Below are 22,333 nucleotides of genomic sequence, written 5' to 3'. Positions count from 1 at the left end.
TGCATGCCCGTGAAGGGTGCCTGTAAGGTCAGCTCTTATTCAAGGGGCGGTGCCAAAGGTTCACGAGACCAGGTAACCCGGTACGGATCAAAGCCGGCGGCAATGCGGGGTTTGATGATCTGGAAAAAGGGCGACACATCAAAATCCCGCGGGGTAAACAGGCTGTGGTGGCGAATATGCAGTATTTCGTCGCGGCAGCGAATGCACCCCGGTTCCTGACGGTCAATGTGTTCTATGTCTGGCAGGATGGGGTAGTGAACATGCTGGAAGGCTTTGGCAATGAGAGAAGAACAGATGGCGCGGGTCGGGTCACCACTGCCCAGTGCGATCATGCGACGGCGCCAGTGTTGTGGCACCGGTGGCGTAGGCAAGAGGTAGCGAACCAGATCGATAATGTTCTTCAAGTCATACTGGTGGCCGAGGTGCTGCATGGCGTGCGCGATTACCCGATCAATATCGTCGTCACTGAGCCCCACAGGCCGGCAGATTCGGGTATGGAAACTGGCATAACGGCTAACCGGAACCAGCCGCACACCGTCGTGCACATCGGCTTCGATTAACGCGGCTGTTGGTATGCCCTCGCTTTCGGGCAACAAGGCTTCACCAATGTAGAGCGCTGCGTGCGACCAAGTTGACTGTGTCAGGTATTTGATGCCCTGACTAATCTTGCTGTTGCCTTCAACCAGCAGCACATCGGCCCGCTTCAGGGTGGGCAGTACGGATACCAGAGAACTGGTCTCCACCGATTGATTTTTGGGGTTACTGCGACTGAGATAAGAGGCCATCATGCGGCCAATCGATTGCATCATAACTACTTTCCGCAAGGTGGCATTACCAGCCGGTGCCGGTTGCAGTGGGTCAACGCGATCAGCCTGGGTAACTGTCCAGAAAGCCGCCCAAGAGTAGGTGTTAACAGCACTACCGTCTGGCTGTGGCCCACTCATTGTTTACTTATAACATTTTGATCTTCGGCAAACTGCGGAAATTCTATAAATTTCAACCGTCGGCTAGGCACCTTCTGAACGATTCAAGTTAGGTTCCGCGGGTGCCAAAATATTTACGGATTGGCTTTGGCCAGTTTGGCTAGCTTGCTGATTGTCTGACACTGCTACCCTACTGGCAACTGGGACGCTCATCGGTTAGGTTGGGGTGCTTCACTTATTCGGAAAAGGAGCCCTGGGATGAAACAGGTACTTATAACCGGCGCGAATCGCGGTATTGGTCTGGAACTGGCGCGTCATTATGTCGGCAATGGCTGGCAGGTCATTGGTGTGTGTCGTCAGTCATCCCCGGAACTGGATGCCTTGGCGAAGAAGGTTGTGCAAGGCATTGACGTTACCGAGGAACAGAGTATCGAGACGCTGGTGTCGGCTGTTGCCGGTGAACCCATCAACTTGCTGATCAACAACGCTGGCTTGTTGCAGGATGAGCAACTCGGTTCCATTGATCTGGATTCCATTCGAAGCCAGATGGAGATCAACGCCTACGCTCCGTTGCGAGTGACCGAGGCGTTGCTGCCGAACATGGAAGCCGGTGGCAAAGTGGCCTTTATCACCAGCCGCATGGGCTCCATCGCTGACAACGACTCCGGCGGTCGTTATGGCTATCGGGCGTCGAAAGCCGCGCTGAACGCCTTTGGCAAATCGCTTGCTGTAGACCTTAAACCCAAAGGCATAGCGGTAGCTTTGTTGCACCCCGGTTACGTGAAAACCCGGATGGTAAACTTTGGCGGTATGATCTCGCCCGAAGAAGCTGCTACCGGGCTGGCTGCGCGCATAGACGGCCTCACACTGGACAATACCGGGTCGTTCTGGCACAGCAATGGTGATGCCTTGCCCTGGTAACAGTCGCTATCGATGGCGGCTGAAGTAAGCGGCGACCCGGTGCTGAACCGTTTCATCTTTTAGAATCCGGTAGTGACCTAGCCCGGAACTGAAACTGGTCTCGGCCTGGGGCCAGTAGTCGGTAATTGTTTCGAAATCTTGCCAGAGAATTTCTTCATCCTGATCATCGGCAACAAGCAGTCCGGGATGGTTCAGGTGCTGGCGAACGACCTGATGTGATAATCGCTGGTAGAGCGTTTCGCGCGTTCCCACCCAGGCTTCACTGATCGAGATCGACTGGGTGCCTAGCCGGGCTTTGAAGCGCTGATGCACTGTGGCGCTCAGCCCAACTGACTGGCTGAACCGGTCGAGCATGGCGTCCATGTTAAAACCGGGCGCAATGAATGCCAGATGGCCGGGCTTGAACCCCTTGGAGACTGCCTGTATCACCGCCTGGCAACCGAGTGAGTGTGCAATGACCCCGGCGGGTTGGCCGAGCTCGGCCTGAATGGACAACAGTACCTGCATGAATTCGAAGACGTGGGTAAAACGCGTCCGGTTCATGCCGTGGGCCGGCATGTCGAACAGACAGACCTGATAACCGGCCTCAATCAGGCCGGGTACCAGGTAGCGGAATTGAGCACCGGTGCCGCGCCAGCCGTGAACCCCCAGTATCATGGGTGCATCCCGCTTACCCCAAAAATGAAGGTCGACGCCGTCGGTGTCCGTAATTAGCGGGTGGCGCCGATCGGCAGACTGCCAGAACGCCTGAGTGCGCTTGCCAGGCCGACCATGGACCGGACGAAACCACAAGGCCTGAAGCAGGCGGGCTGACAGGTCGGGCGATACCTGGCCAATCAGGTTCAAGCCTGCAGCCAGGGCCCGGTAGCTGGCGGGTACTCGACCAGGTTCGGCATGCTGAGGCACGGTTTTTGTCGGGGGTGAATAGGGCTCGGCCGGTTGTGACAGCTCGGGTCGCAGCGTCATGATGGGTCTCCTGACGGGGTGAGTGTTCAGCGAGTGTGCGCCTTGCGACCCCCGTGCATAAGTGTCATATTTGCCCTAATACTGGCGAAAATGGACAAAATCATGAAGGTTGTGATTCTGTTGACCGACCGCTGTGTAGGCTCAATGGCCATGAGCCTGATCGATGGGTTGATCACGCTCAACTACTGCCACCTGAAGGCCGGGGGCGAACGGCCTTTGTTCGAATGGGTAACCGCCTCGATGGATGGCAAGGCGGTAACGCCCTTCAACGGCATGACGCTGATGCCCGATTGTTCGATACACCAGGCCTTTGCCGATACCCGAACACCGCTGGACGAGCAGCTATGGGTGGTGCCGTCCATTTACGACGCCATCTCCCGTCAGTCCAAAATCGTGGATGCCCTGGCTCGGTTGCAGCCGATGGTCGATGTGGTCGCCGATCACTATCAGCGGGGAGGCCGGGTTGCCAGTTGCTGTACCGGCTCGTTTTTACTGGCAGCCGCCGGCTTGTTTGACCATTGCCCGGCGCTGATGCACTGGCGCAGTGAGTTGAATTTCCGCCAGCTGTTCCCCCGGGTCAGAGTCGATACGCGCTCTGTGTTGGCGGATTACGGGCGCATCGTCTGCACGACGGGCGGTGCTCAAACCACCTATCAGTTGGTGTTGCACCTGGCGGAAAAAGTCGGCAGCCGGGACCTGGCGCTGACAGGGGCCAAAATGATGCAGGTTGATCGTTTCCCGACGCCACCGACGGCCTTCAGTGCTACGGATGATGATAAACCGCATAACGATGACCTGGTGCGTCTGGCGCAGGCACGGTTTCGGGAGTCCCTGCATGACCCGGTCAATATGGAGTTGGCGGCGCAGCAACTGAATATCAGTAGCCGGCAGTTCAAACGGCGGTTTCAGCAGGCGACGGGTGTGTCGCCCCTGAAGTATTTGCAGAAAGAGCGCTTGAAGCGCGCCTGTCAGTTACTGGAAAACAGTCGACTTACCTCGGCCCGCATCGCGTTCGATGTCGGCTACCAGGACGAAAGCAATTTTCGCCGGCTGTTCAAGCGCGAGCTGGGCATGACCATGGAGAAATACCGTGATCAGTTCGGGTTTCAGCCCGGCAGTCAGCCAGCCCCGGCTTCGACCCATGTCGCCGACGTTCAGGCATTGTCATGAAGTCAACGACCGGGTAGTGAGACCGTCATGGTCTGGCCGCCGTAGCCAAATTCCTGGTCGCGTCCCTGAACGATCACCCGGTTAATGCCGGGCGCGATGGATACCCCGGAGAGGCTTCGGGTGAACGGCTGTTCACTGGCGTGGTCGTGCAGCAATTCACGCACCCCCAGGGTGTCACCCTCGTCGGTCATTACCCTGAAGGCATCGGCGTATCGCTGGGGTGTGTCGTAGGGTGACGACAGCGTTACCTGAAAGGTGAAACGGTTGTCACCCGTGGCGCTGACACTGACGTCGATCACGTCCGGGTGGCGTTGTTCAGCGTCTGTTTCACTGAACGCCAGGCTGGCGGCGAACAAAGTCACCAGCGCCGTGAATCCCAGGGTCAGAAAACTTTTCATAGTACCCTCCCACTCGCGCCTAGCGTGTCAGGTTAGCTGTTGGCCTTGGGGATCTGGCCGGTTTCCAGCAGCTGATTAAAGAAATCGGCGATTGAATCCCGCAGCGGCCGGTACCGGACTCCCAGCTCACGCTCACTCTTGCTGTGATCAAACCGGATCGGGTGCCCGACGTTGCGACTGACCATGGCCCGGGTCATGGCCTTGTCGGCCAGTGGCCCGACCAGCCAGACCAATGGTTTGGGCAGAATGCGCTTCGGAAAGTCGTACCCTTCGCCAAATTCTTTGCGCATGATCTGCGCAAATTCGATAAAGCTGCTGTCGTGACCGGAAACAATGTAGCGGCCTTTAGCCTGCGGTGTGAAGGCGGCTTTGATGTGTGCATCGGCCACGTCACGCACATCGACAGCGGCAATGTAGAAGGCCGGAACGCCCGCCTTGAGTTGACCACTGGCAAATTGTTTGAACATGCCGAGCGAGGCCGAAGTACTGCGCGGGTTGATGCCCGGCCCCAGTACCAGGGAGGGGTTGATGGTGACCAGATCCCAGCGCGACTGTTTTTCCACGGTTCCCCAGGCGGCTTGTTCGGCCAGGGTCTTGGAATAGGAGTACGGCTGGTGGGTCAGTGACGATGTCCGGTTCCAGTCGGTTTCATCCAGCGCCGGCTTGCCCGAGGTCTCCAGGTCGATGTTGTCGCCATAGATGGCTGCGCAGCTGCTAGTCAGTACGACGCGTTTGACGGTTTCGGTTTTATTCACGCTGTCGAGCACGTTCAGGGTGCCCTGACGGGCCGGCTCAATCAGGTCTTTTTGCGCATCATCGAACGAAAGAATAAACGGCGAGGCGGTATGGAACACGACAGAGCACCCTGTCATGGCCTCGGTATAGGAGCCCGGGTCGAGCAGATCGGCTTTGAACAGTTTCAACGTGCCCGGGGCTTCCTGCTCCAGTTGTTTGAGGTGTGCGACCTTGTCGGCGTTGTCGGGGTCGCGCACGGCGGCGTGCACAGTGACGCCAGCGTCGAGCAGGTTTTTCACAATCCAGCCGGCGACGTAGCCGGTGGCGCCGGTCACCAGTACGGACTGGTTCGGGTCTATCGTTAGGGCATCGGTCATAGTTTGGCTTCCTGTTACGTCATTGGGAGATTAGTGGCCTGGGGTTATACGGCCACCTGGCTGGCAGCGATGGCTCGCATCGCATCGGCCGCTATGTCGAACGATTTGAACCGGGCCTTGTCGTCGAACATCTGTCCGGTAAAGATGATTTCGTCGACGTCTGTCCGATCAATGAAGCGCCGTAACCATGCTTCCACCTGGCCGGGCGTGCCCACGGCTGATTCCGCCAGAGCGTGATCTACCTGGGCGCGCTCTATTGGGCTGCCGACCTGATCCGGTTCGACCGGGGGTTTCAATGGGCCCGGTGTGCCCCGACGCAGCGCCATGAATTGCTGTTCCACTGAAGTTTTCAGTACCCGGGCCTGATGCTCAGTGTCGGCCGCAAACACATTCACGGCCGCCATGGCGTAGGGAGCATCCAGATACTCGGAAGGCTTGAAGCGTTCGCGGTAAATAGCCAGGGCCTGATCGAGATGATCGGGCGCAAAGTGTGAGGCGAAGGCGAACGGCAGGCCGAGCGCGGCGGCAAGCTGGGCACTGTAGAGGCTGGAGCCGAGCAACCAGACTGGCACTTTCAAGCCGGCGCCGGGCACAGCCTGCACCGTCTGGCCTGGCTGTACCGGTTCAAAGTAGTGCAGCAGTTCCTGCACATCGTCTGGAAAGGTATCGGCGGCGTTCATCGGGTTACGGCGCAGTGCCCGCATGGTGGCGCCATCGGTGCCGGGCGCGCGGCCGAGGCCGAGGTCCACCCGGTCCGGATATAGCGCCGCCAGGGTGCCGAACTGTTCGGCGATGGTCAGCGGTGCATGGTTGGGCAGCATCACGCCGCCGGCCCCGATGCGAATGCGTTCGGTGCCTTCGGCGACAAAACCCAGGGCGACCGAGGTAGCGGCACTGGCAATGCCGGGCATGTTGTGGTGTTCGGCCATCCAGAAGCGGGTGTAACCCGCTTTTTCAGCGTGCTGTGCCAGCGCCCTGGAGCGATGCAGGGCTTCTCGGGCGCTGCTACCCTGGTTAACGGGGGATAAATCGAGAATTGAATAGGCGGTCACTGGGGTCTCCAAGAGCGAATTCAGTGAATGATGCCCACAACATGAGGGGCATCCCGCCAGTCACAAGGTGTCGATAGTCACGGTGCCAGTGTAAGCAGGATCTCATCTCCGGCACGGGCGATGCTGTCGGGTGTGGGGTCTTGGCTGGCGATCAGCGAGGTGTCATTGGCATCCTGTTCATCATCAGCCAGCGCAGCCCTTAAGCCCAGTTGTTCGAGCACCGCGCGGGCATCGGCCAGGCTGCGCGGCTTGCCTTCCCGGTCAGTGACCAGGTTCGGCACCAGGCGCAGTTCGTCGACGCCGTCCGGCGGTGGAATGGGCACGATGCGAAAGGTCAGTTTGGCACTGACGTCGGCACTGAACCCGTATTGGTTAGTGTAACCGGCATCGACCGGCGAGGCGTAGAGCTTCCGGCTGGTGTTCAGCCCCTGCCGCCCAAGCGCCGCCCGAACCGCCGGTACCGCTGATTTTTTCACGGCGGTGGCCTGTGAGGCCCCGGCCGCGCCCTGACCCAGGCGCAAGGCCACCCTAACTTCACCGGTCGTGTCTGGCAGGGCGTAAAAGGTGGGCCGATAACCGATGTCCTGTAACAGCTTCATTTTAACGTCATCATTTTCGGCGTAAAGATCAAGCACGGCGGCCAGCGATCCGTCGTCGAGAGCCTGTTGCGCGCTCGCGACGCCTTCGCCAACCGAGGCAATAACATCGCCGAGTGGAGACGCCACAACATCCTGTACCAGAGAACGCAAATTTTTCATGGACATGCTCCTGTTGTTAATGATTCAAGGTAGTAGCTCAAGTTTCGGAGTTCGGGTTTGACTTGGTGCCAGAAATCCGTGTCAGGCACCGGGTATGCCTATCTGGGGGCGGCATGAACCCATCCATGGGGCCTAGACTTCGGCATCCATGCCTTAGACTTCCCCAGATAGGCATACCCGGCACCTGACACTCAGTTGGTGGCAAAGTCCGAATCACAGGAAAGGCCTGTGTATCGGGATCACTTCGGCGAAGCTGCTTGTTTGCGTTCACCAAATACCACCATGACCGAGCTGCCGTGCTCCGCTTCGCTGCTGGGGGCCGGGTGCTGACTGAGTGCCTGGCCGGGTACACCCGCCCCCTCGGCAAGTTGCTGGTGGGCGCTGGCCATGCGCAACCCGACCGATCGCAATACCCGGCGTGCGGCGCTTTCTGTCAGGCCGATGATGTCCGGGACCGACGTTCTGGTTTCGCCGGTATCGGCTGACTCACTGATCAGCTCGGTGCTGAAGCCGCCTCCGGCTTCGCCCATGACGATGGAACTCCCGTCGTCCGACATGGACCCGCGCAAATCGATTTTCACGTTCCCTAGCCGGTAAGGCAGTGCCTCGGCTTTCATGCGGGTATTGGAGCTGCTCACCTTGGAGCCCAGACCTACCAACACGGTTTCAATCGCGGCGGGTTGACGGGTGTTGGATTCCAGTTGTTTCACTTTTGCGGCCAGCACTTCCTTTTCGGTCGCGGTTTGCGACAGGTCGGTTTCCAGGGTGCTGATGCGGCTTTTGGCGGTTGAGAGTTGCTCGGCGGTCAGCGTGAATTCACGACTTTTATCGAGTAGCTGGGCGTTCAATTGCACTTCCCGGGCTTTGAGCGTATCGAGTTCTTTGGTGTTCAACAGGGTGGCGGTGACGGCCGGGTCCAGCTTCACGCCGGTGGCTTCGGTCGTTGGTTTTATTCTTTCGCTGGCCACGTCGACCCGGGTCAGATTGGCGGTCAGGGTCGGGTTAGCCATCACCAGGCGGTTGACGGCCAGCGTTGAAATCTGCGGCGCGACCGGTGCCCCGGCGACCGATTCATTGGTGCGGGCGAAGCGACTGTCGACGTGCTGCAACCGGTGTGCGGTTTCTTCCAGGCGCTCGATTTTTCCAAAATCGAGAAACAGGGTTTGCTGACGGGCGTCATATTGCATCAGCCCGCCGTGGGCGAGGACACGCGGTGCCGGTGTACCGGCTTCCGTCAGTCGTAGGGCGGGGGCCATGGTGTCACTGACTGCACTGTTGTTGGTGGTCAGCGTGGCCTTGCCTTCGGCGTCTGTTTTGCTTCTGGCAACGGCTTGCCAGCGCCGGTTTTTCAACTGGTAGGCTTCCAGGCTCAGGGTATGGCCTTCGGCAACTTTGCCTTCATCGGTCAGCAAGTGAACGGTGGCGATGACTTTGCCCATCAGCTGACCTCCTTGCCGATGACCAGACGCAGGGTTTCAAAGCCAAGCTCTGCGACCAGCACTACCCTGGCGGCCGTTTGCAGGGAACCGCCGAGCTGTACTTCCGTGACGGCCATGCCTGACTCATCGGTCTTTACCACGGCACTGCTCAGCGTCACAGCTGTTAGCCGGGGTGAGCTGACACCGGCGGCTTTGGATAAACCCACTGAGGCCTCTTGGTCGAGGTTCAGTTCTATGTCAGCACCGGTCAACACCTCACCGGCACTGGTGGTGGCCGTGAATGTCACGGTGCGGCGATTGCCCGCTGAGGTAATGTCGGCGGCCAGCTGTGGCACCGGCATCCCTTCACCCGGGGGCACGGCCACAAAGCGGCCGGTTATCCGGCTGGTCACTTCTTTGGACGCCTCGCCACTCTTAACGGGGGCAAACAGGTAGCGAACGCCCCCGCCGGATCGGGTTTCGGATTTGAGCTGAAAGCCCACTTCGAAATCCAGATGCGGTATGCGGTATTGGGGGGCAGGCCGTCCATAACCGTCGAGTGGCGCTATGCTGTTCAGTTCTTCCTGGGCTTCGCGCAGACTTTCGGCAATGCCGACCAGTACGCTTTCCAGCGTGTCTGCAATGAATTTTCCTTCGCTCATTCAACTACCTCGATTAATGCCCGTTACGTTGACGTCTGGGGTGTATCAGGCACTGTCCTGTTCCCGTGATCGTTTGCGTTGTTTGGCCAGCGCCCGCTCCCGGCGCTGTTGATCGCGTTGTTCCGCCTGTTGTCGTTCACGCCGTCGTTCCAGGGCGCGTTGTCGGTTCGCCTGCATGCGAGCGAACAGGTCTCCGGAGCCGCCGCTGTCGAGCGACAGGCGCTGTTCGCGACGATCGGCGTAGCTGGAAAACCGGTCCATGGCGCCAGTCAGGCGTTGTTCACGGGCTTGCCATCCGGATTCAATGCGCTCGACGGCTCGCTGAGGCGCATCGAGTGCGGACTGGGCGCGGTTTAAAACGGCGCTGGTCTTGTCGAGCCGGTCGCCTTGCAGGGTTTTGCGCAGCTCGGCCCGGTCTGCTTCGGAGACCCCTTCGCTGGCCAGTTGCTGGTCGAGATCGCGCAGTTGATCGCGGGCGCCGTCGACCGACTGCCGGGCGTCTCGCACCGGTTGGCTGACCGATTGGAGTGGCGTCAGTGCCTCGCCAATGCGACGCAAGCCAGAGCGAGCCTGACGGCTGGCCGTGACAAAGCGATTGTCTGGCCCCTCACTCAGGGCGCTGCGATCCGGCAGCCCGGCATCCATACGGCCTTCGAGTGGCGACGCAGGAAGACCGCCACGAGGTGTGCCCAACGGCGCTGGCCCATTCCCCTGTTGCTGTTGCTGCCGTTGCCGGGCGGCAGCCCGTTGCGCAGCCCATTCCTGCTCTTGCTGGCGCCGTTCGGCAAAGCTGGCCACCGGAAAACGCTGGCTGATGGCCGGGTCCTGTTGCGAATTGCCGGTCAGGCCGCGCAGTTTGGATTCCAGCTCATTGCGCCGGGTCAACAGCTGGTTGAGTTGACTGTTCGGGGCCAGCCGGGCGGCCTCTGCCAGGTCAGACGCCCCGCGGGAGCCTGTCACAGCGGCCGGGGCGGACGGCCCAGCGGACGATGCTGAATGCTCGTTTGAATCCTGATCCAGGTCGCGCCAGGTCCGTCGGGTCATGGTTCACTCATCGTCGGCGTCGGTCAGGGTACTGGCAATCATTGAACGGATGCGCTCTTCCAGTATCGCCGGGGCCGGAACCGGTACCAGCTTGGTGCGCATCAGCGAGGAGCCCTCTGCCGAGTACTGATATTTGGAGGAATAACTGGCCGACACCGAACTGACGCTCATTTTGGCGGAGGCCGAAAAAAACCCGACCTTGCCGCTGACCGATGCATTCACATTGGTGGACGAGCGCTTGAAGTTGGTTTCGCGCGACATCGAAATCGACAGCTTCAGTTCGATCAGGGTGTCGACGAACTGATAGAAAGTGGGCACGAAACCGAGCTCCAGCAGGGAGTACTCGTTGCCATCGCCCAGCTTCACCAGCATGTTGCGCTCCGGTGGTGTGGTTGGCGTGGGAGCGGGTTCGCCGTCTTCGGGTTCCGGGTCGGGCGCGTAGCCGGCCATCATCCGTGCGATCTTGAGTGATACCAGATCGAGTTCATACTGGGCTTCTGCGATGCCGATCCCGAGTGTTCGCACCATCTCGGGAAACGGCGTGTTTTGCATCTCTGTGCCTATGGACATGGGTTAGCCCTCTGCCTGTATGCCGCAAAAAGTGCGCGGGAATTTACGCATCGTCATCGGTGTCCAAACCCAGGTCCCGGCGCCGGACTTCCAGGTTGGCTTCGCGCCGTGCCTCCTCGGATTCCATAAAGGAACGAATGCGATCTTCCAGTACGGTCGGTGGTGGCACCGGAACAATTTTGGTGCGCAGAATGGACGCACCCTCGGCGGTATAGGAATATTTGCTGGAGTAGGTAGCATCAACCTGGCTGGTGGATACATTACTTTGTGAACCGGATGACTTGGACGTGCCCCAGAAAGAGCGCTTGCGCTTGTAGGCGTTGGCGCGGTCTGTTGTCTTCTTGCTACGGGTATGGGTGTATTCGCGCTCACGGGTAATCTTGATCGCGATCTTGACTTCAATGATGGTATCGACGAACTGATAGAAGGTGGGTACAAAACCCAGCTCCATCATCGAGTGGCGTACCGGTACCCGAATTTCCGTGTTGTCGTCGAGGTCGGCGCCTTCAGAGTCTTTGGTCAGCGGTTCAAGCACCTCCGACAGTTTGATGGCGTCGTCACTGAGGGTTCCCGAGAGGGCATCGTCGGTCAAAGCGAAGGCCCGAGCTTCCTTGATGGTCATGTATTCGTAGCCGAAAAATACCCGGCTGTCGTCAAAGGTGACCTCGCCTCGCTCGTCGTACACCGTCGTCAGTCCGCCCATCATTTCGGCAACGTTGATCGAGTTTTCATCGAGCTGATACTGACCGTCGGCGATGGCGAAGGCCATTTGCCGGATCATATCGCCCATGGGTACGTTCAGCAGTTCTTGTCCTATTGCCATTGCCGTTCTCCTCTGGCTGACTGTTCAGTTCCGGTTGGTCAAATGTCTTGCTGATATTGCTGTTTCAGTAACAATAAAAACGTTTCCGGTGCGGGTAACGACACCAGCCGCGCGGCTAAGGACGACATGCCTTCGGCCGATACCGAGAACTTTCTCGCGTAGCCCACATCGACCGACGCCGCTGCCATAAAAACCCCGTACTGAACGCCCACCTGCACCCCGACATTTACCGAGGTTTCGGTGCTTTCCGTCATGCTGAAACTGAGCTTGGCTTCCACCGTCGCCTCGGTAAACGCATAAAAGCTGGGCACAAATCCGAGCGATAACAGGTTGTAGGTGGTGTCGCCAATCTCGACTTCCGACTCGGCCAGCGACTGGGCAATCTCGATCGAGTTTTTATCGAGCGCCAATTGCGCCTGGGCAATGGCAACCCCCAGTTTTTCAATAATCTGCGGCAGCGGGGCCGACATTAACGAGCGGGTAACCGCCGGTACCTCACTCATGATGAATGCTCCTCGGTCGTTGCTTCATGGCCGTTCAATCGTTCTGTGCCAAAAAGGTTTTTATGGTTTCCAGAAACTCCGGTGGCGCAGGAATGGAGACCAGTCGCGCCGAAATGGAGGAGTTGCCGGTGACGTTCATTTCAAACTGACGCGAGAAACGCACATCCAGTGATGCCCCAACCGCCACGGTGCGATTGCCGGTGTTTTGCCGCGTCAGACTCGAAGACTCGGTACGCGTGAACTGCCGGGTTACGGTGATACCCTCGGTGCCGCTGATTTGTATCGAGCGTTCTTCAGAGGAAACCAGCGTCAGCCGGAAGGGTGTGCTCTTGCCAAACACCGTCACTACATTGGCCTCGGCAGAGGCACTGAAATCGACACTGGCGTTGGCGTTAATATCGTTCTTCAGATTCTCGGCATAGGCTGATGGACTGCCCGCTGCATGGCCTGCGGCTGATGCGCCGGAGAAGGGAAAATCCGTCCCTTCAATGGTGACTTTTTTTCCAGATAGGGACAGCGCCTGAGGCCGGTACAGCCAGGCGAACCCGTTGCCGCTGGTACCGGGCGTGGTTTTATCCGGCGTGACGTTTTCGATGGTCAGACCTGAGTTGGGTGAGCGTACCAGCAGGTAATAGGCTGAACGGTTTTTAATGCGAATCTCCGCCTTGCGAAAATTCACGTTATCGGGCGTACCACCGGCGGCCTGTGCATCGGCGGAGCCCTCTGACGTTATCCGTCTTACCTGGTTTGCGGGCAGCCCCTGGCCCATCAGAATTCGAATGACTTCATCGGCCCGGCAGTTGCCCAGATCGATATTGCTCTGGTTTGATTCGGAAGGGCTCTGATTCCGGTACCGCTGAGCGTCGGCAAAGCCTTTGACTTCAAGTTCAAAATTATGATCCTTGGCGAACTGGGCCAGATAACCAAGGCTCTGAATCATGTCGTCGTTGTACGTGGTGCCATCGATGCTGAAGGTTTCCAGGTGGTGCTTGCCAGTTTTGAAATGGGTGGTGGTGATCGGGTCGGTGGGCGCATAGAGCGACGCCGTGTAGCCCGCGCCTTCCACTTCGGTTTTTACATGGTCGGCGTACGCCTGCAGTGCGCCCTGGGCGGAGGTGGTTACCGTGATACTGCCATTAAACTCATAATCGGTAGCGCTGTTGGCGTCGATTTGAATCACGCAGCGGTCGAAGCCCCCGCCCTTAAATGCGACGGTGCGGTCGGTGGTGGCTACTTTTTCGGGTTCGGCATCGGTGCTGATGGTGAAAGTACGGTCGGGGTGTTCGTACAACAGCCGCGGTACACCAGCCTGGGCATCTGACGTAACTGCGTCCTGCAGTGCGCGGATGCGTGCCAGGGGGTCATCACCGCTGATCTGGAATTGGCGACCGCCCAGGGTCAGTGCACCGGTGCTGGATGATTGCACGCTGATTTCAGCGGTGCGCTCACGCGAAGCCGTGCTCGACCCGCTCTCGGTGCTTTCACTGCTTTCGGACTGGTCGCTGTTTGAGGTTTGGGTGTCGTTGAATGAGCCGTTCAGGTTCAAACCCACGCTCAGGTCTTTTTCAACGCGCAAACTCAATTGCAAGGAACAGGAAATATCGGCGTGTTGGTAATGATAAAACGCCGGAGACAGACCCAGGTCGAGCAAGGTGCGACCGCCGAGTCCGTCCCTGGGGGTGATGAATTCGGCGATCTGATCAACCGAGTTTTCATCCAGTGCCTGTTGCGCCTCCGCAATGGACAAACCCAGAGTTTTAATGAATTCGGCGACACTGGCGTCTGCCAGTACCTGGCCGGGTGTGAGTCCATCGTAATCTGACATTGCCTTTCTCCTGGCCGCCTGCAGGCGGAGTAATCAGCGGTTTATAACAGTGAACTGCGGGTGCGGTGCGACGCCGGACCGGTGTTCGTCGCTGCCGGTAACGGGCGTGCCCGGCGAGCGTCGACCTGGTCGGTACGAACGCTGAAATAGTGATGCTTGCGCTGGGCGTCGGTCAGGCGGGCTGCATCCGGGTGCAAGCCGCGCTGCAACCAGCCAATCACCTGTTCAGTCAGCCCCAGGGTATTTTGCCCGGCAATCTGACGGGCTTTTTCCAGGCTGGCAAAGGCCGCTTTGCGATCGCCGAGTTTGGCGTAGATCAGGCCCTGGCGTTCTAGGATGCTGCCGTGATCCCGGGCGTGTAGCTGGCGCTGATTGCCCGGCGCTTGCCGAAGGGTCTGATAGTACTCGTCGGCCTTTTCGCAGTAGTCCAGCACGTCCTGATAACTTCCGGTCAGCTCCAGGCTCTCCAGTACGCATTGGCTGTAGTGCCGGAAAAACACTTCGGGCGCCCGGGCCGACACCGCGAGCTTGATGGCCTCGCGATAGTGACGCAGGGCTTCGTCATGATCGCCCCTGAGTGCACAGCATTTTCCGGCTTCAGCCACACCAAGGTGGTAGGCGTGCGCGTCGGCGCTGGTTGGTTTGCCTGACTGTCTTGGTCTCGCCTGGGTCATGAGGCTATCTCCACCAGTTCTGCTGCTGTACCGGTTGCTGCCAACGCACTGCGTACCACCCGAGCCTGCAACTCAGGCAGGGCGTAGGGCAATTGGAAGGGGAGTGCAGGCAGGGTCGTTTGGGCACCGTCGAGCAAGCCCAGAGACTGCAGCGTGCGCTGCAATTGCCGGGGCTCACGGGTGTGCGTGATTTTCAGTCCCAGCGGCATAAAGCTGATCAGGTCGGCACGCACGCTGAGTCCGGTCTGCGTCAGAGCCAGCAGTGTGGACTGGAGGTGCTGGTTGGGCAGTGCTTCGATCAGGGTGATGGGGGTATTGGCAAAGAGTTTCGGAACAATGTGTTCAGGGATGCCTGCCAAGTCGCCAAGGGCGGCACAGGCGTCGGCGGTGGCGCCCTGGCCGGGTTCGGTCAGTACCAAATCGTAGCGCAGAAAATCCTGATTGATCACCCGCAGGGTGTTGGCTTTCTGAAAGGCTGACCAGAGTGCATCGGCCTGTGTTTTGTCGAGGTCAATCAATACGCAGCCCTGGTCGGCAATAGGCTGGTAGCCCCGTCGGCGCAGTTCCAGACCGGTCCGCTGAGCCTGCTCGGGGCTGTCTGCCGTCAGAAAGACACTGTAGCGAGCGGTTTTCGGGTTCGAGGCGATCAGTTCAATGCCATCGCCCAGGCGGTCACGCAGCGCCGACAGCGTAGCCTGGCTGACATTGCCGAGAATGATGCCGGGCGGCGAGGTGAGCAGGTGTGATGTCTCAGCGGCGGTCGTGCCCAGAAAGCGCGCGAGTTCATCAAGGATGCGGTCGTAAGCCTGAACGTCAGTAATATAAGCGGCGATGTCGAAATAGCCATCCGCAGGCGTCAGTGGCTGATCACAGGCGTCAATTCGCGTCTCGTAGCCGAGGCTGGCCAGTAACATTTGCATTTGTTCGGCGATGTCGACCGACACCCGGTCAACCAGAATGGAGGGCGCGCGGTAGAGGGCATTGAGTACGCTTTGAACGGAAACGCCGAGCCCAAGTGCGATGGATTTTGCAGATGCCGGCGTGGCCGTTCCAATAGAGGTGACGACCAGTCTATACTCGCCTTCAGCAGGCGGTGTTTGAGGCGCAGTGTTGGCTGAAGCGACAGACATAGGCTTAACCCGTTCCCTAGCTGGTGCCTTAGCACCAGTGGCTGTTCCTTGTCCACGCAGACAGCAACACGATACGGGGACACCCAAGTCACTTCACGATCTGAACATCGCGACAACGTAAGTGCATGCGGAAGAAAAGCAGCGGGTGACGGAGGTGTCAAACTGGCTTCGGCCAGGAAGGCGGTAAAAAAGCTAATTTTGTGAGCAGATGCGCAGTTTTACCGGTGGTAGGCTCGCTTTATGGGGAGGGGGCCCGCTTCACTCGCTCTGCTCAGGCGGTTGCCGATTGCGGGCGGGTTCCTGCAGATGCAGGTTCTGGGTGCGGTCGATGGCGTTTTTTTCCTTGTGCATCGCTGCCTTGCCCATCATATGAGCGGTAATGGGAGCGGTGATGAACAGGAAGAGGGTGATCACCAGTTCCTTCACGCTGATGCCATCCTGGGTCACGCTAAAGAACAGCGTTGAGGCGATCAGCACCGCACCGATGCCCAGGGTTGAGGCTTTGGTGGGCGCATGGAGGCGGGTGTAAAAGTCGGGCAGCTTGGCCAGGCCAATGGAACCGACCATCAGAAAAAAGGCACCCAGCAATAACAGTATTATGACCAGCCATTCTACAAAAAGGCTCATTGAACAACTCCACAAATGGTCGGCAGGCGGCGCGGGCCGCCCGGTATTATTCGATCAGATCGCCGCGTACCAGGTATTTGCACAGTGCCGCAGTGCTGACAAAACCCAGCATGGCAATGAGCAGGGCGCCCTCAAAATACAGCGGCGAGCCGAAATACAAACCCAGCAATACAATTAAAGCGATGCTGTTGATGTACATGGTATCGAGCGCCAGCACCCGGTCGAGCACGCTGGGCCCTTTTAGCAGTCGCCACAGGTTCAGCAGCAGCCCGATGCCTACAAAAGTGCAACTGATCAGAACAACAATCGTCAGCATCCGAATATCTCCTTCAGCGGCGATTCATAGCGCTGTTTAATGTTGGCGATGGTGTCAGCTTCGTTCACCAGATTCAAAACATGAACATACAGCCAGCGTTTGTCTTCCGATACCTCGATACTCACGGTACCGGGCGTCAGTGAAATGCTGCTGGCCAGCAGGGTGATGGGCAAATCCTGTGTGATGTCGAGCGGAACGGCGATAAAGCCCGGGTTAATCTTGCGCACGGGGCCTAGAACCTGAATCGCGACTTCAACGTTGGAGACAATGATGTCACCCATCAGCATCAGCAGGTATTTCGCAGCCGAAAGCGGCTTTTTCAGCGTTGGCTGGTTCTTGCGCATGGACGAAGTGCCGAGCGGAATCAGCAACGCGAAAATCAGCCCGAGCAGAATTTGACCGGGCGACATGCTGTTGTTCATCAGCAGCCAGACGATCAACAGCAGCAGGCTCAAATACGGGAACGGCAGTAGTCGTTTCATGGCTGGCCCTCCGCGATCAGCGTCTGGACTTCAGGGTACATCTGCTGCATTTGCAAAGCCGCTGCCTCGGCAAATTCGGTAGCCGGGCCGCCAAAAATAACCAGCGCCGGCGAGGCCAGCAGCAGGAAGGCAATGGCAATCAGCTGAATCGGCCGGGCGTTGTCGGTACCGGTTTTATTGCCTGAGACATGCCAGAACAGGTTTGTGCCAGCCCGGGACAACCCAATGATCACTGCCAGGCTGCTGAGCAGAATGGTGGACCAAACCCAGCCCATCTCTGTGGCGGTTTGGGCCGCCTGCAGCAGCAACGCCTTGCCGACAAAACCGGAGAGCGGCGGCAAACCCGCAACCGTAACTGCACCGATAAAGAACAACAGGCCAAGCAAGGGTGCCTGTTTCATGGGCCGTGAAACCACAAAACGGTCGGACGCCTGACCGCGTTGCTGGGCGATCACGTCGGCCAGTAAAAAGAGGGCGCCGGTAACCAGCGTGGTGTGCACCAGATAGTAAAGCCCGCCGATGACCGCCTGGGTATTGAGCAATACCACGGCCACCAGCAAGGTGCCGGCGGAAATAAGAATCAGGTTGGCGACCAGGGTGCGCAGCGTCGGGGCTGCCAGTACGCCTACCGCGCCAATCACCAGCGTCAGCAGCGCCATCGGCCAGATCCACGGGATGGCAATGTAGGCCAGGTCTCCGGCCTGCTCACCAAACACCACAGTATGTACCCGGAAGATGCTGTATATGCCCACCTTGGTCATGATCGCGAACATCGCCGCAACCGGCGCACTGGCCGAGGCATAGGCTTTGGGCAGCCAGAAGTGCAACGGCATCATCGCGGCTTTCAGGCCGAACACGACCAGCAACAACAGCGCTCCGGCTTCAGCCAGAATGCTGGCACCGGGCGTCAGCCCGGCAATGCGGGTCGACATTTGCGCCATGTTCAGGGTGCCGAGGGTGCCGTAGAGCATGCCGAGCGCAAACAGGAAAAATGCCGAGCCGATCAGGTTCAGCACAATATAGTGCACGTTGGCCTGGGTTTTTTGCTTGCCACCGCCGTGAATCAACAAGGCGTATGAGGCAATGAGCAGCACTTCGAAGAAGACGAAGAGGTTAAAAATATCGCCGGTCAGAAAGGCCCCGTTGACACCCATCAACTGATACATCATCAACGAGTGGAAGTATTTGCCCCGGTTGTCGTCGCCGGCCAGAGAATAGAGCACGGCCCCGATCGCCAGCACAGTGGTTAACAGCACCAGCAGAGACGATAGACGGTCGGCCACCAGCAAAATGCCGAACGGCGGTTGCCAGTCACCCAGTACATACAGTTGCGTTGCCTGGGTGCTCAGGCGGAACAGCACCAGAGCCCCGACGAGCATCAGTGTCAGGCTGACCAGGCTGGCAATGCGCTGGCGCCGGATGGTGCCAGCCAGCGGTGGCAGCAGCATCAGAGTACCGGCCAGCAAAGGAATCAGAATGGGGAGCACAGCCCAATGTTGCATTAATTCTTCTCCTTGAGCCGGTCACTGGGCAAGCCGGCACCTGGTGGGTTGCGGCCGTCGACGTGGTCGTTACCCAGATCGGAGCGGGCGCGAATGGCGAGAATCACCACGAAGGCGGTCATCGCGAAACCAATGACGATGGCAGTCAGCACCAGAGCCTGGGGCAGTGGGTCGGCGTACTGATCCGACTGGCCCAGAATGGTGGCGCCGTTGATCAGCAGTCGACCGCTGGAAAACAGAAAAAGGTTAACCGCGTAGGACAACAAAGTAATGCCGACAACTACCGGGAAGGTGCGGCCGCGCAAGGTCAAAAACAGGCCGCAGGCGGTCATCAGGCCAACGCAAAAGGCAAAGATGGCTTCCATTATTGGTGCTCCGTCTCTCGTGCGCGTTCAGTGGTGGTATGCTGGCCCAGGTTCGCCAGAATCAGCATGGTGGCGCCGACTACGGTCAGGTACACGCCCAGGTCAAAGGCAATGGCGCTGGCGACCTCGAATTCGCCGATGACCGGCCAGGTCCAGTAGTCGTACCAGGACGTCAGGAAGGGGTAGCCAAACGCCCAACTGCCGAGGCCAGTGAGCGTGGCGATCAGCAGGCCGCTGCCGATGACCTTCTGGTAGTCGAGTTTCAGCCGGTCTTTGAGCCAGTCGACGCCGTGCGCAATGTACTGCTGAATAATGGCAATGGAGGTGACCAGCCCGGCAATGAAGCCACCGCCGGGCAGGTTATGCCCGCGCAGGAAAATGTAGGCCGAAACCAGCAGGGCGAGTGGTAACAGGCCCTGGGAAATGACCGAGAGCATCATCGGGTGTTTGTCTTCGGTCCAGGGGCGGCCATCGTCGTCGCTGGTGGGTTTGAACAGCCCCATCCGGGCGATCAGTTTGTAAATGCCGAGTGCAGCAATGCCCAGCACGGTGATCTCGCCCAGGGTATCGAACCCCCGGAAGTCGACCAGAATGACGTTCACCACGTTGGTACCGCCACCGCCGCTCTTGGCGTTGTCGAGGAAGAAGTCGGAGATGCTGTCCAGCGGGCGGGTAATGATGGCGTAGTTGATGGTGCCGATGATGCCACCAAAGATGGCGGCAATGGTCAGGTCCCGTGCGACCCTGCTCGGGCTCGATTCCTTGGGCGTGCTTTGCGGCAGGAAGAACAGCGCCAGCAACAACAAAATGATGGTGACTACTTCAACCGACAGCTGGGTCAGTGCCAGGTCGGGTGCGGAGAACAATGCGAAGGCAAGAGATACGATCAGACCGACTACCGACAGCATCAGCAGCGCAATCAGCCGCTTGCGGTGCCAGATAACGGTCGCCAGGGATGACAGTGCCAGCAGGGCTGCACCTGAGAGCATGACGGCATCAACCGGAATCTGAGGGCGCAGGCCGGCGGTGGTGTTCAGATCGATCAGTGGCAACCCCAGTAGCACCAGCGCCAGCAGTATCAGCAGGAAGGCGTAGCGTTGCAGCGAACCGTTCTCGAACCAGTCGATAAAGCGGGCGCAGTGCTTCATTACCCATTTCACCGACTTGTCGAAGATCAGGTTGGCATTGGCTTCCGGAAACTGGGCCTGGAAGGTGAACAGTTTTTCCCGGTTGAAGTAGACGTAGGCTCCGCCGGTCATCGCCAGGGCGCTCATCAGGAGCGGCAAATTGAAGCCGTGCCAGATGTAGAGGCCATAGTCGGGCAGGTCGCCGCCGACCACAGCACCGGCTGCCACGGCCAGCAGATTACCGATCAGCAGCGCAGGCCAGATACCGACCAGCAGGCATAAGGCAACCAGAATGTCGATTGGCAGGCGCATGTAACGCGGCGGCTCGTGCGGTTGCTTGGGCAGCTCTTCGGGCTCACCACCAAAAAAGACGTCGTGAATGAAGCGCAGTGAATAAGCCACCGAGAAGGCAGTACCGACGGTCGCCAGTACCGGAATCATCCAGGACAGTGAGCCCAGCGAGCTTTGATCCAGCGTCTCGGCGAAGAACATTTCCTTGGAAAGGAAGCCATTGAGCAGCGGCACCCCGGCCATTGAGGCGGCCGCTACCATGGCCAGCGTTGCGGTGTAGGGCATGTATTTCCACAGCCCGCTCAGGCGGCGCATGTCGCGGGTGCCGGTCTCGTGGTCGATGATGCCGGCGGCCATGAACAGAGAAGCCTTGAAGATGGCGTGGTTGATGATGTGGAACACGGCGGCGACGGCGGCCATGTCGGATCCCATGCCAAGCAGCAGGGTGATCAGGCCCAGGTGACTGACGGTGGAGTAGGCCAGCAGACCTTTGAGGTCGTGTTTGAACAGGGCGGTGTAGGCGCCGATCAGCAGGGTGGTCAGGCCGGTGAGGCTGACGATCACGAACCAGAGTTCGGTGCCGGACAGCACCGGGTAAAACCGCGCCATCAGGAAGATGCCCGCTTTCACCATGGTGGCGGAGTGCAAGTAAGCACTCACTGGTGTCGGCGCGGCCATGGCGTAGGGCAGCCAGAAGTGAAACGGGAACTGGGCCGATTTGGTAAAGGCGCCGAGCAATACCAGGATGACGATGACCGGGTAGGCGGCATGTTCGCGCAGCAGGTCGCCACTGCTGAGCACGGCGGTCAGGTCGTAGCTGCCGACGATGTTGCCGATCATGATGACGCCGGCCAGCAGTGCCAGGCCGCCGAGGCCGGTGACGGTCATGGCCATGCGGGCGCCTTTGCGGGCGTCGCTGTTGTGGTTCCAGAAGCTGATCAGCAAAAAGGAGCTGACGCTGGTCATTTCCCAGAAGACCCACATTTGCAGAATGTTATGTGAGACCACGATGCCGAGCATGGCGGTCATGAACAGGATCAGGTAGGCGTAGAACAGACCCATTGAATCTTTGTCGGAGAGGTAATAGCGGGCGTAGAGGATGATCAGCAGGCCGATGCCGAGTACCAGTATGGCAAACAGCAGCGCCAGTCCATCGAGATGCACGGACAATTCCAGACCAAGCAGGGGTATCCAGGGCAGGGTGGCAACCACGGATTGTCCGTCAAAGACGGCCGGTACCTGCAGCAATACCAGTACCAGTGCCAGCGCTGGCAGGGCGGCGGTTGCAAAGGCACAGGCGGTACGACCGAAGCGATCAGTCAGCAGGGGTACAACTGTCCCCAGCAAAGGTAACAGCAGTATCCAGAAAAGACTCATGGGTGGGTAAGACTCCCCTTGGTTAAAACGGCAACATCCAGCGAGACGACCCTTGAACCTACGCTACAGCGCGGTGCACAGATGGGTCCGCTCGCTCGCTGTTCAATGGCGAAAGAGGATAACGAGGCAGGCAACGAGCGTCCAGAAAAACCGGAATTGTTGGATGGGTGCCAGGAATCCGTGATGGCTACCGGTCAGGCCTCTCCGGGGTCGGCGTGAACCCATCCATGGGGCCTAGACTTCGGCATCCATGCCTCAGACATCGCCGGAGAGGCCTGACCGGCAGCCGTCACTCGG

Annotated in this window: 23 protein-coding genes; 2 read left to right on the top strand and 21 right to left on the bottom strand. The window is 58.9% G+C overall.

The genetic code is table 11. The annotated features are described in order from the left end of the window. Window positions 1-35: 35 nt before the first annotated feature. Window positions 36-809 (bottom strand): YiiX/YebB-like N1pC/P60 family cysteine hydrolase, encoded by a 774-nt coding sequence (locus tag ABJT94_RS01035; protein WP_348473798.1) that lies wholly within the window; start codon window positions 807-809, stop codon window positions 36-38. A gap of 372 nt (window positions 810-1,181) precedes the next feature. Between ABJT94_RS01035 and ABJT94_RS01030 the strand changes: the two genes are divergently transcribed. Continuing rightward, window positions 1,182-1,844: an SDR family oxidoreductase gene (locus ABJT94_RS01030; protein WP_348473796.1), complete on the top strand. Its 663-nt coding sequence runs from the start codon at window positions 1,182-1,184 to the stop codon at window positions 1,842-1,844. A 6-nt stretch (window positions 1,845-1,850) separates the two neighbouring features. On the opposite strand, the gene ABJT94_RS01025 is transcribed toward ABJT94_RS01030, so the two are convergent. After that, entirely contained in the window at window positions 1,851-2,810 is a 960-nt protein-coding gene (locus tag ABJT94_RS01025; protein WP_348473794.1) for an alpha/beta fold hydrolase, read from the bottom strand. 102 nt (window positions 2,811-2,912) lie between these two features. On the opposite strand from ABJT94_RS01025, the gene ABJT94_RS01020 reads away from it, so the two are divergent. Continuing rightward, window positions 2,913-3,980: a helix-turn-helix domain-containing protein gene (locus tag ABJT94_RS01020; protein WP_348473792.1), complete on the top strand. Its 1,068-nt coding sequence runs from the start codon at window positions 2,913-2,915 to the stop codon at window positions 3,978-3,980. A gap of 2 nt (window positions 3,981-3,982) precedes the next feature. Here the strand turns inward: ABJT94_RS01020 and ABJT94_RS01015 are convergent, their stop codons facing one another. From ABJT94_RS01015 to ABJT94_RS00925, 19 genes are all read right to left on the bottom strand, one after another. After that, window positions 3,983-4,378, bottom strand: a complete 396-nt coding sequence (locus ABJT94_RS01015) for a hypothetical protein (protein WP_348473791.1) — start codon at window positions 4,376-4,378, stop codon at window positions 3,983-3,985. Between the two features lie 32 nt (window positions 4,379-4,410). Further along, on the bottom strand, window positions 4,411-5,490 hold the full coding sequence (locus tag ABJT94_RS01010) for an aldehyde reductase (RefSeq protein ID WP_348473789.1): 1,080 nt from the start codon (window positions 5,488-5,490) through the stop codon (window positions 4,411-4,413). A gap of 44 nt (window positions 5,491-5,534) precedes the next feature. Then, window positions 5,535-6,542 (bottom strand): LLM class flavin-dependent oxidoreductase, encoded by a 1,008-nt coding sequence (locus ABJT94_RS01005; RefSeq protein WP_348473788.1) that lies wholly within the window; start codon window positions 6,540-6,542, stop codon window positions 5,535-5,537. 77 nt (window positions 6,543-6,619) lie between these two features. Then, complete coding sequence (locus ABJT94_RS01000) at window positions 6,620-7,300, bottom strand: PASTA domain-containing protein (RefSeq protein WP_348473786.1); 681 nt, start codon at window positions 7,298-7,300, stop codon at window positions 6,620-6,622. 239 nt (window positions 7,301-7,539) lie between these two features. After that, window positions 7,540-8,739 (bottom strand): PASTA domain-containing protein, encoded by a 1,200-nt coding sequence (locus ABJT94_RS00995; protein ID WP_348473784.1) that lies wholly within the window; start codon window positions 8,737-8,739, stop codon window positions 7,540-7,542. Then, window positions 8,739-9,380, bottom strand: a complete 642-nt coding sequence (locus ABJT94_RS00990; RefSeq protein WP_348473782.1) for a hypothetical protein — start codon at window positions 9,378-9,380, stop codon at window positions 8,739-8,741. The genes ABJT94_RS00995 and ABJT94_RS00990 overlap by 1 nt, the downstream gene beginning before the upstream one ends. Window positions 9,381-9,425: 45 nt before the next feature. Further along, complete coding sequence (locus ABJT94_RS00985) at window positions 9,426-10,424, bottom strand: hypothetical protein (RefSeq protein WP_348473780.1); 999 nt, start codon at window positions 10,422-10,424, stop codon at window positions 9,426-9,428. 3 nt (window positions 10,425-10,427) lie between these two features. After that, window positions 10,428-10,994: a hypothetical protein gene (locus tag ABJT94_RS00980; RefSeq protein ID WP_213676660.1), complete on the bottom strand. Its 567-nt coding sequence runs from the start codon at window positions 10,992-10,994 to the stop codon at window positions 10,428-10,430. A 43-nt stretch (window positions 10,995-11,037) separates the two neighbouring features. After that, on the bottom strand, window positions 11,038-11,817 hold the full coding sequence (locus ABJT94_RS00975) for a hypothetical protein (protein ID WP_348473778.1): 780 nt from the start codon (window positions 11,815-11,817) through the stop codon (window positions 11,038-11,040). A gap of 38 nt (window positions 11,818-11,855) precedes the next feature. Next, on the bottom strand, window positions 11,856-12,320 hold the full coding sequence (locus ABJT94_RS00970) for a hypothetical protein (protein ID WP_348473777.1): 465 nt from the start codon (window positions 12,318-12,320) through the stop codon (window positions 11,856-11,858). A 34-nt stretch (window positions 12,321-12,354) separates the two neighbouring features. Then, window positions 12,355-14,145 carry a hypothetical protein gene (locus ABJT94_RS00965; RefSeq protein ID WP_348473775.1) on the bottom strand — a complete coding sequence of 597 codons (1,791 nt, stop codon included), beginning with the start codon at window positions 14,143-14,145 and terminating at the stop codon, window positions 12,355-12,357. A gap of 41 nt (window positions 14,146-14,186) precedes the next feature. Next, the gene (locus tag ABJT94_RS00960; protein ID WP_348473773.1) at window positions 14,187-14,819 is read right to left on the bottom strand and encodes a hypothetical protein; all 633 of its coding nucleotides are present in this window, start codon (window positions 14,817-14,819) and stop codon (window positions 14,187-14,189) included. Then, window positions 14,816-15,949 (bottom strand): hypothetical protein, encoded by a 1,134-nt coding sequence (locus tag ABJT94_RS00955; protein ID WP_348473771.1) that lies wholly within the window; start codon window positions 15,947-15,949, stop codon window positions 14,816-14,818. The genes ABJT94_RS00960 and ABJT94_RS00955 overlap by 4 nt, the downstream gene beginning before the upstream one ends. Window positions 15,950-16,207: 258 nt before the next feature. Next, entirely contained in the window at window positions 16,208-16,576 is a 369-nt protein-coding gene (locus ABJT94_RS00950) for a Na+/H+ antiporter subunit G (RefSeq protein WP_348473769.1), read from the bottom strand. 46 nt (window positions 16,577-16,622) lie between these two features. Beyond that, entirely contained in the window at window positions 16,623-16,892 is a 270-nt protein-coding gene (locus ABJT94_RS00945) for a K+/H+ antiporter subunit F (RefSeq protein ID WP_127558080.1), read from the bottom strand. Next, window positions 16,886-17,374 (bottom strand): Na+/H+ antiporter subunit E, encoded by a 489-nt coding sequence (locus ABJT94_RS00940; RefSeq protein WP_348473767.1) that lies wholly within the window; start codon window positions 17,372-17,374, stop codon window positions 16,886-16,888. Before ABJT94_RS00940 ends, ABJT94_RS00945 begins: the two co-directional genes overlap by 7 nt. Then, window positions 17,371-18,876, bottom strand: coding sequence for a monovalent cation/H+ antiporter subunit D (locus ABJT94_RS00935; protein WP_348473766.1), 1,506 nt, complete (start codon window positions 18,874-18,876; stop codon window positions 17,371-17,373). Before ABJT94_RS00935 ends, ABJT94_RS00940 begins: the two co-directional genes overlap by 4 nt. Beyond that, entirely contained in the window at window positions 18,876-19,241 is a 366-nt protein-coding gene (locus tag ABJT94_RS00930) for a Na+/H+ antiporter subunit C (protein WP_127558074.1), read from the bottom strand. Before ABJT94_RS00930 ends, ABJT94_RS00935 begins: the two co-directional genes overlap by 1 nt. Further along, window positions 19,241-22,036: a monovalent cation/H+ antiporter subunit A gene (locus ABJT94_RS00925; RefSeq protein WP_348473764.1), complete on the bottom strand. Its 2,796-nt coding sequence runs from the start codon at window positions 22,034-22,036 to the stop codon at window positions 19,241-19,243. The genes ABJT94_RS00930 and ABJT94_RS00925 overlap by 1 nt, the downstream gene beginning before the upstream one ends. Between the last annotated feature and the right edge of the window lie 297 nt (window positions 22,037-22,333).

The organism is Saccharospirillum sp., from assembly GCF_039982735.1.
Lineage (GTDB): Bacteria > Pseudomonadota > Gammaproteobacteria > Pseudomonadales > Natronospirillaceae > Saccharospirillum.
Note: the sequence above shows the minus strand (reverse complement) of the source record. Positions and strands in the feature narration are given on the sequence as shown.

Excerpts from the sequence above, each read along its gene's own strand:
- ABJT94_RS01035 (WP_348473798.1), bottom strand. The coding sequence starts at position 809 with ATGATGCAATCGATTGGCCGCATGATGGCCTCTTATCTCAGTCGCAGT.
- ABJT94_RS01030 (WP_348473796.1), top strand. The coding sequence starts at position 1,182 with ATGAAACAGGTACTTATAACCGGCGCGAATCGCGGTATTGGTCTGGAA.
- ABJT94_RS01025 (WP_348473794.1), bottom strand. The coding sequence starts at position 2,810 with ATGACGCTGCGACCCGAGCTGTCACAACCGGCCGAGCCCTATTCACCC.
- ABJT94_RS01020 (WP_348473792.1), top strand. The coding sequence starts at position 2,913 with ATGAAGGTTGTGATTCTGTTGACCGACCGCTGTGTAGGCTCAATGGCC.
- ABJT94_RS01015 (WP_348473791.1), bottom strand. The coding sequence starts at position 4,378 with ATGAAAAGTTTTCTGACCCTGGGATTCACGGCGCTGGTGACTTTGTTC.
- ABJT94_RS01010 (WP_348473789.1), bottom strand. The coding sequence starts at position 5,490 with ATGACCGATGCCCTAACGATAGACCCGAACCAGTCCGTACTGGTGACC.
- ABJT94_RS01000 (WP_348473786.1), bottom strand. The coding sequence starts at position 7,300 with ATGAAAAATTTGCGTTCTCTGGTACAGGATGTTGTGGCGTCTCCACTC.
- ABJT94_RS00995 (WP_348473784.1), bottom strand. The coding sequence starts at position 8,739 with ATGGGCAAAGTCATCGCCACCGTTCACTTGCTGACCGATGAAGGCAAA.
- ABJT94_RS00990 (WP_348473782.1), bottom strand. The coding sequence starts at position 9,380 with ATGAGCGAAGGAAAATTCATTGCAGACACGCTGGAAAGCGTACTGGTC.
- ABJT94_RS00985 (WP_348473780.1), bottom strand. The coding sequence starts at position 10,424 with ATGACCCGACGGACCTGGCGCGACCTGGATCAGGATTCAAACGAGCAT.
- ABJT94_RS00980 (WP_213676660.1), bottom strand. The coding sequence starts at position 10,994 with ATGTCCATAGGCACAGAGATGCAAAACACGCCGTTTCCCGAGATGGTG.
- ABJT94_RS00975 (WP_348473778.1), bottom strand. The coding sequence starts at position 11,817 with ATGGCAATAGGACAAGAACTGCTGAACGTACCCATGGGCGATATGATC.
- ABJT94_RS00970 (WP_348473777.1), bottom strand. The coding sequence starts at position 12,320 with ATGAGTGAGGTACCGGCGGTTACCCGCTCGTTAATGTCGGCCCCGCTG.
- ABJT94_RS00965 (WP_348473775.1), bottom strand. The coding sequence starts at position 14,145 with ATGTCAGATTACGATGGACTCACACCCGGCCAGGTACTGGCAGACGCC.
- ABJT94_RS00960 (WP_348473773.1), bottom strand. The coding sequence starts at position 14,819 with ATGACCCAGGCGAGACCAAGACAGTCAGGCAAACCAACCAGCGCCGAC.
- ABJT94_RS00955 (WP_348473771.1), bottom strand. The coding sequence starts at position 15,949 with ATGTCTGTCGCTTCAGCCAACACTGCGCCTCAAACACCGCCTGCTGAA.
- ABJT94_RS00950 (WP_348473769.1), bottom strand. The coding sequence starts at position 16,576 with ATGAGCCTTTTTGTAGAATGGCTGGTCATAATACTGTTATTGCTGGGT.
- ABJT94_RS00945 (WP_127558080.1), bottom strand. The coding sequence starts at position 16,892 with ATGCTGACGATTGTTGTTCTGATCAGTTGCACTTTTGTAGGCATCGGG.
- ABJT94_RS00940 (WP_348473767.1), bottom strand. The coding sequence starts at position 17,374 with ATGAAACGACTACTGCCGTTCCCGTATTTGAGCCTGCTGCTGTTGATC.
- ABJT94_RS00935 (WP_348473766.1), bottom strand. The coding sequence starts at position 18,876 with ATGCAACATTGGGCTGTGCTCCCCATTCTGATTCCTTTGCTGGCCGGT.
- ABJT94_RS00930 (WP_127558074.1), bottom strand. The coding sequence starts at position 19,241 with ATGGAAGCCATCTTTGCCTTTTGCGTTGGCCTGATGACCGCCTGCGGC.
- ABJT94_RS00925 (WP_348473764.1), bottom strand. The coding sequence starts at position 22,036 with ATGAGTCTTTTCTGGATACTGCTGTTACCTTTGCTGGGGACAGTTGTA.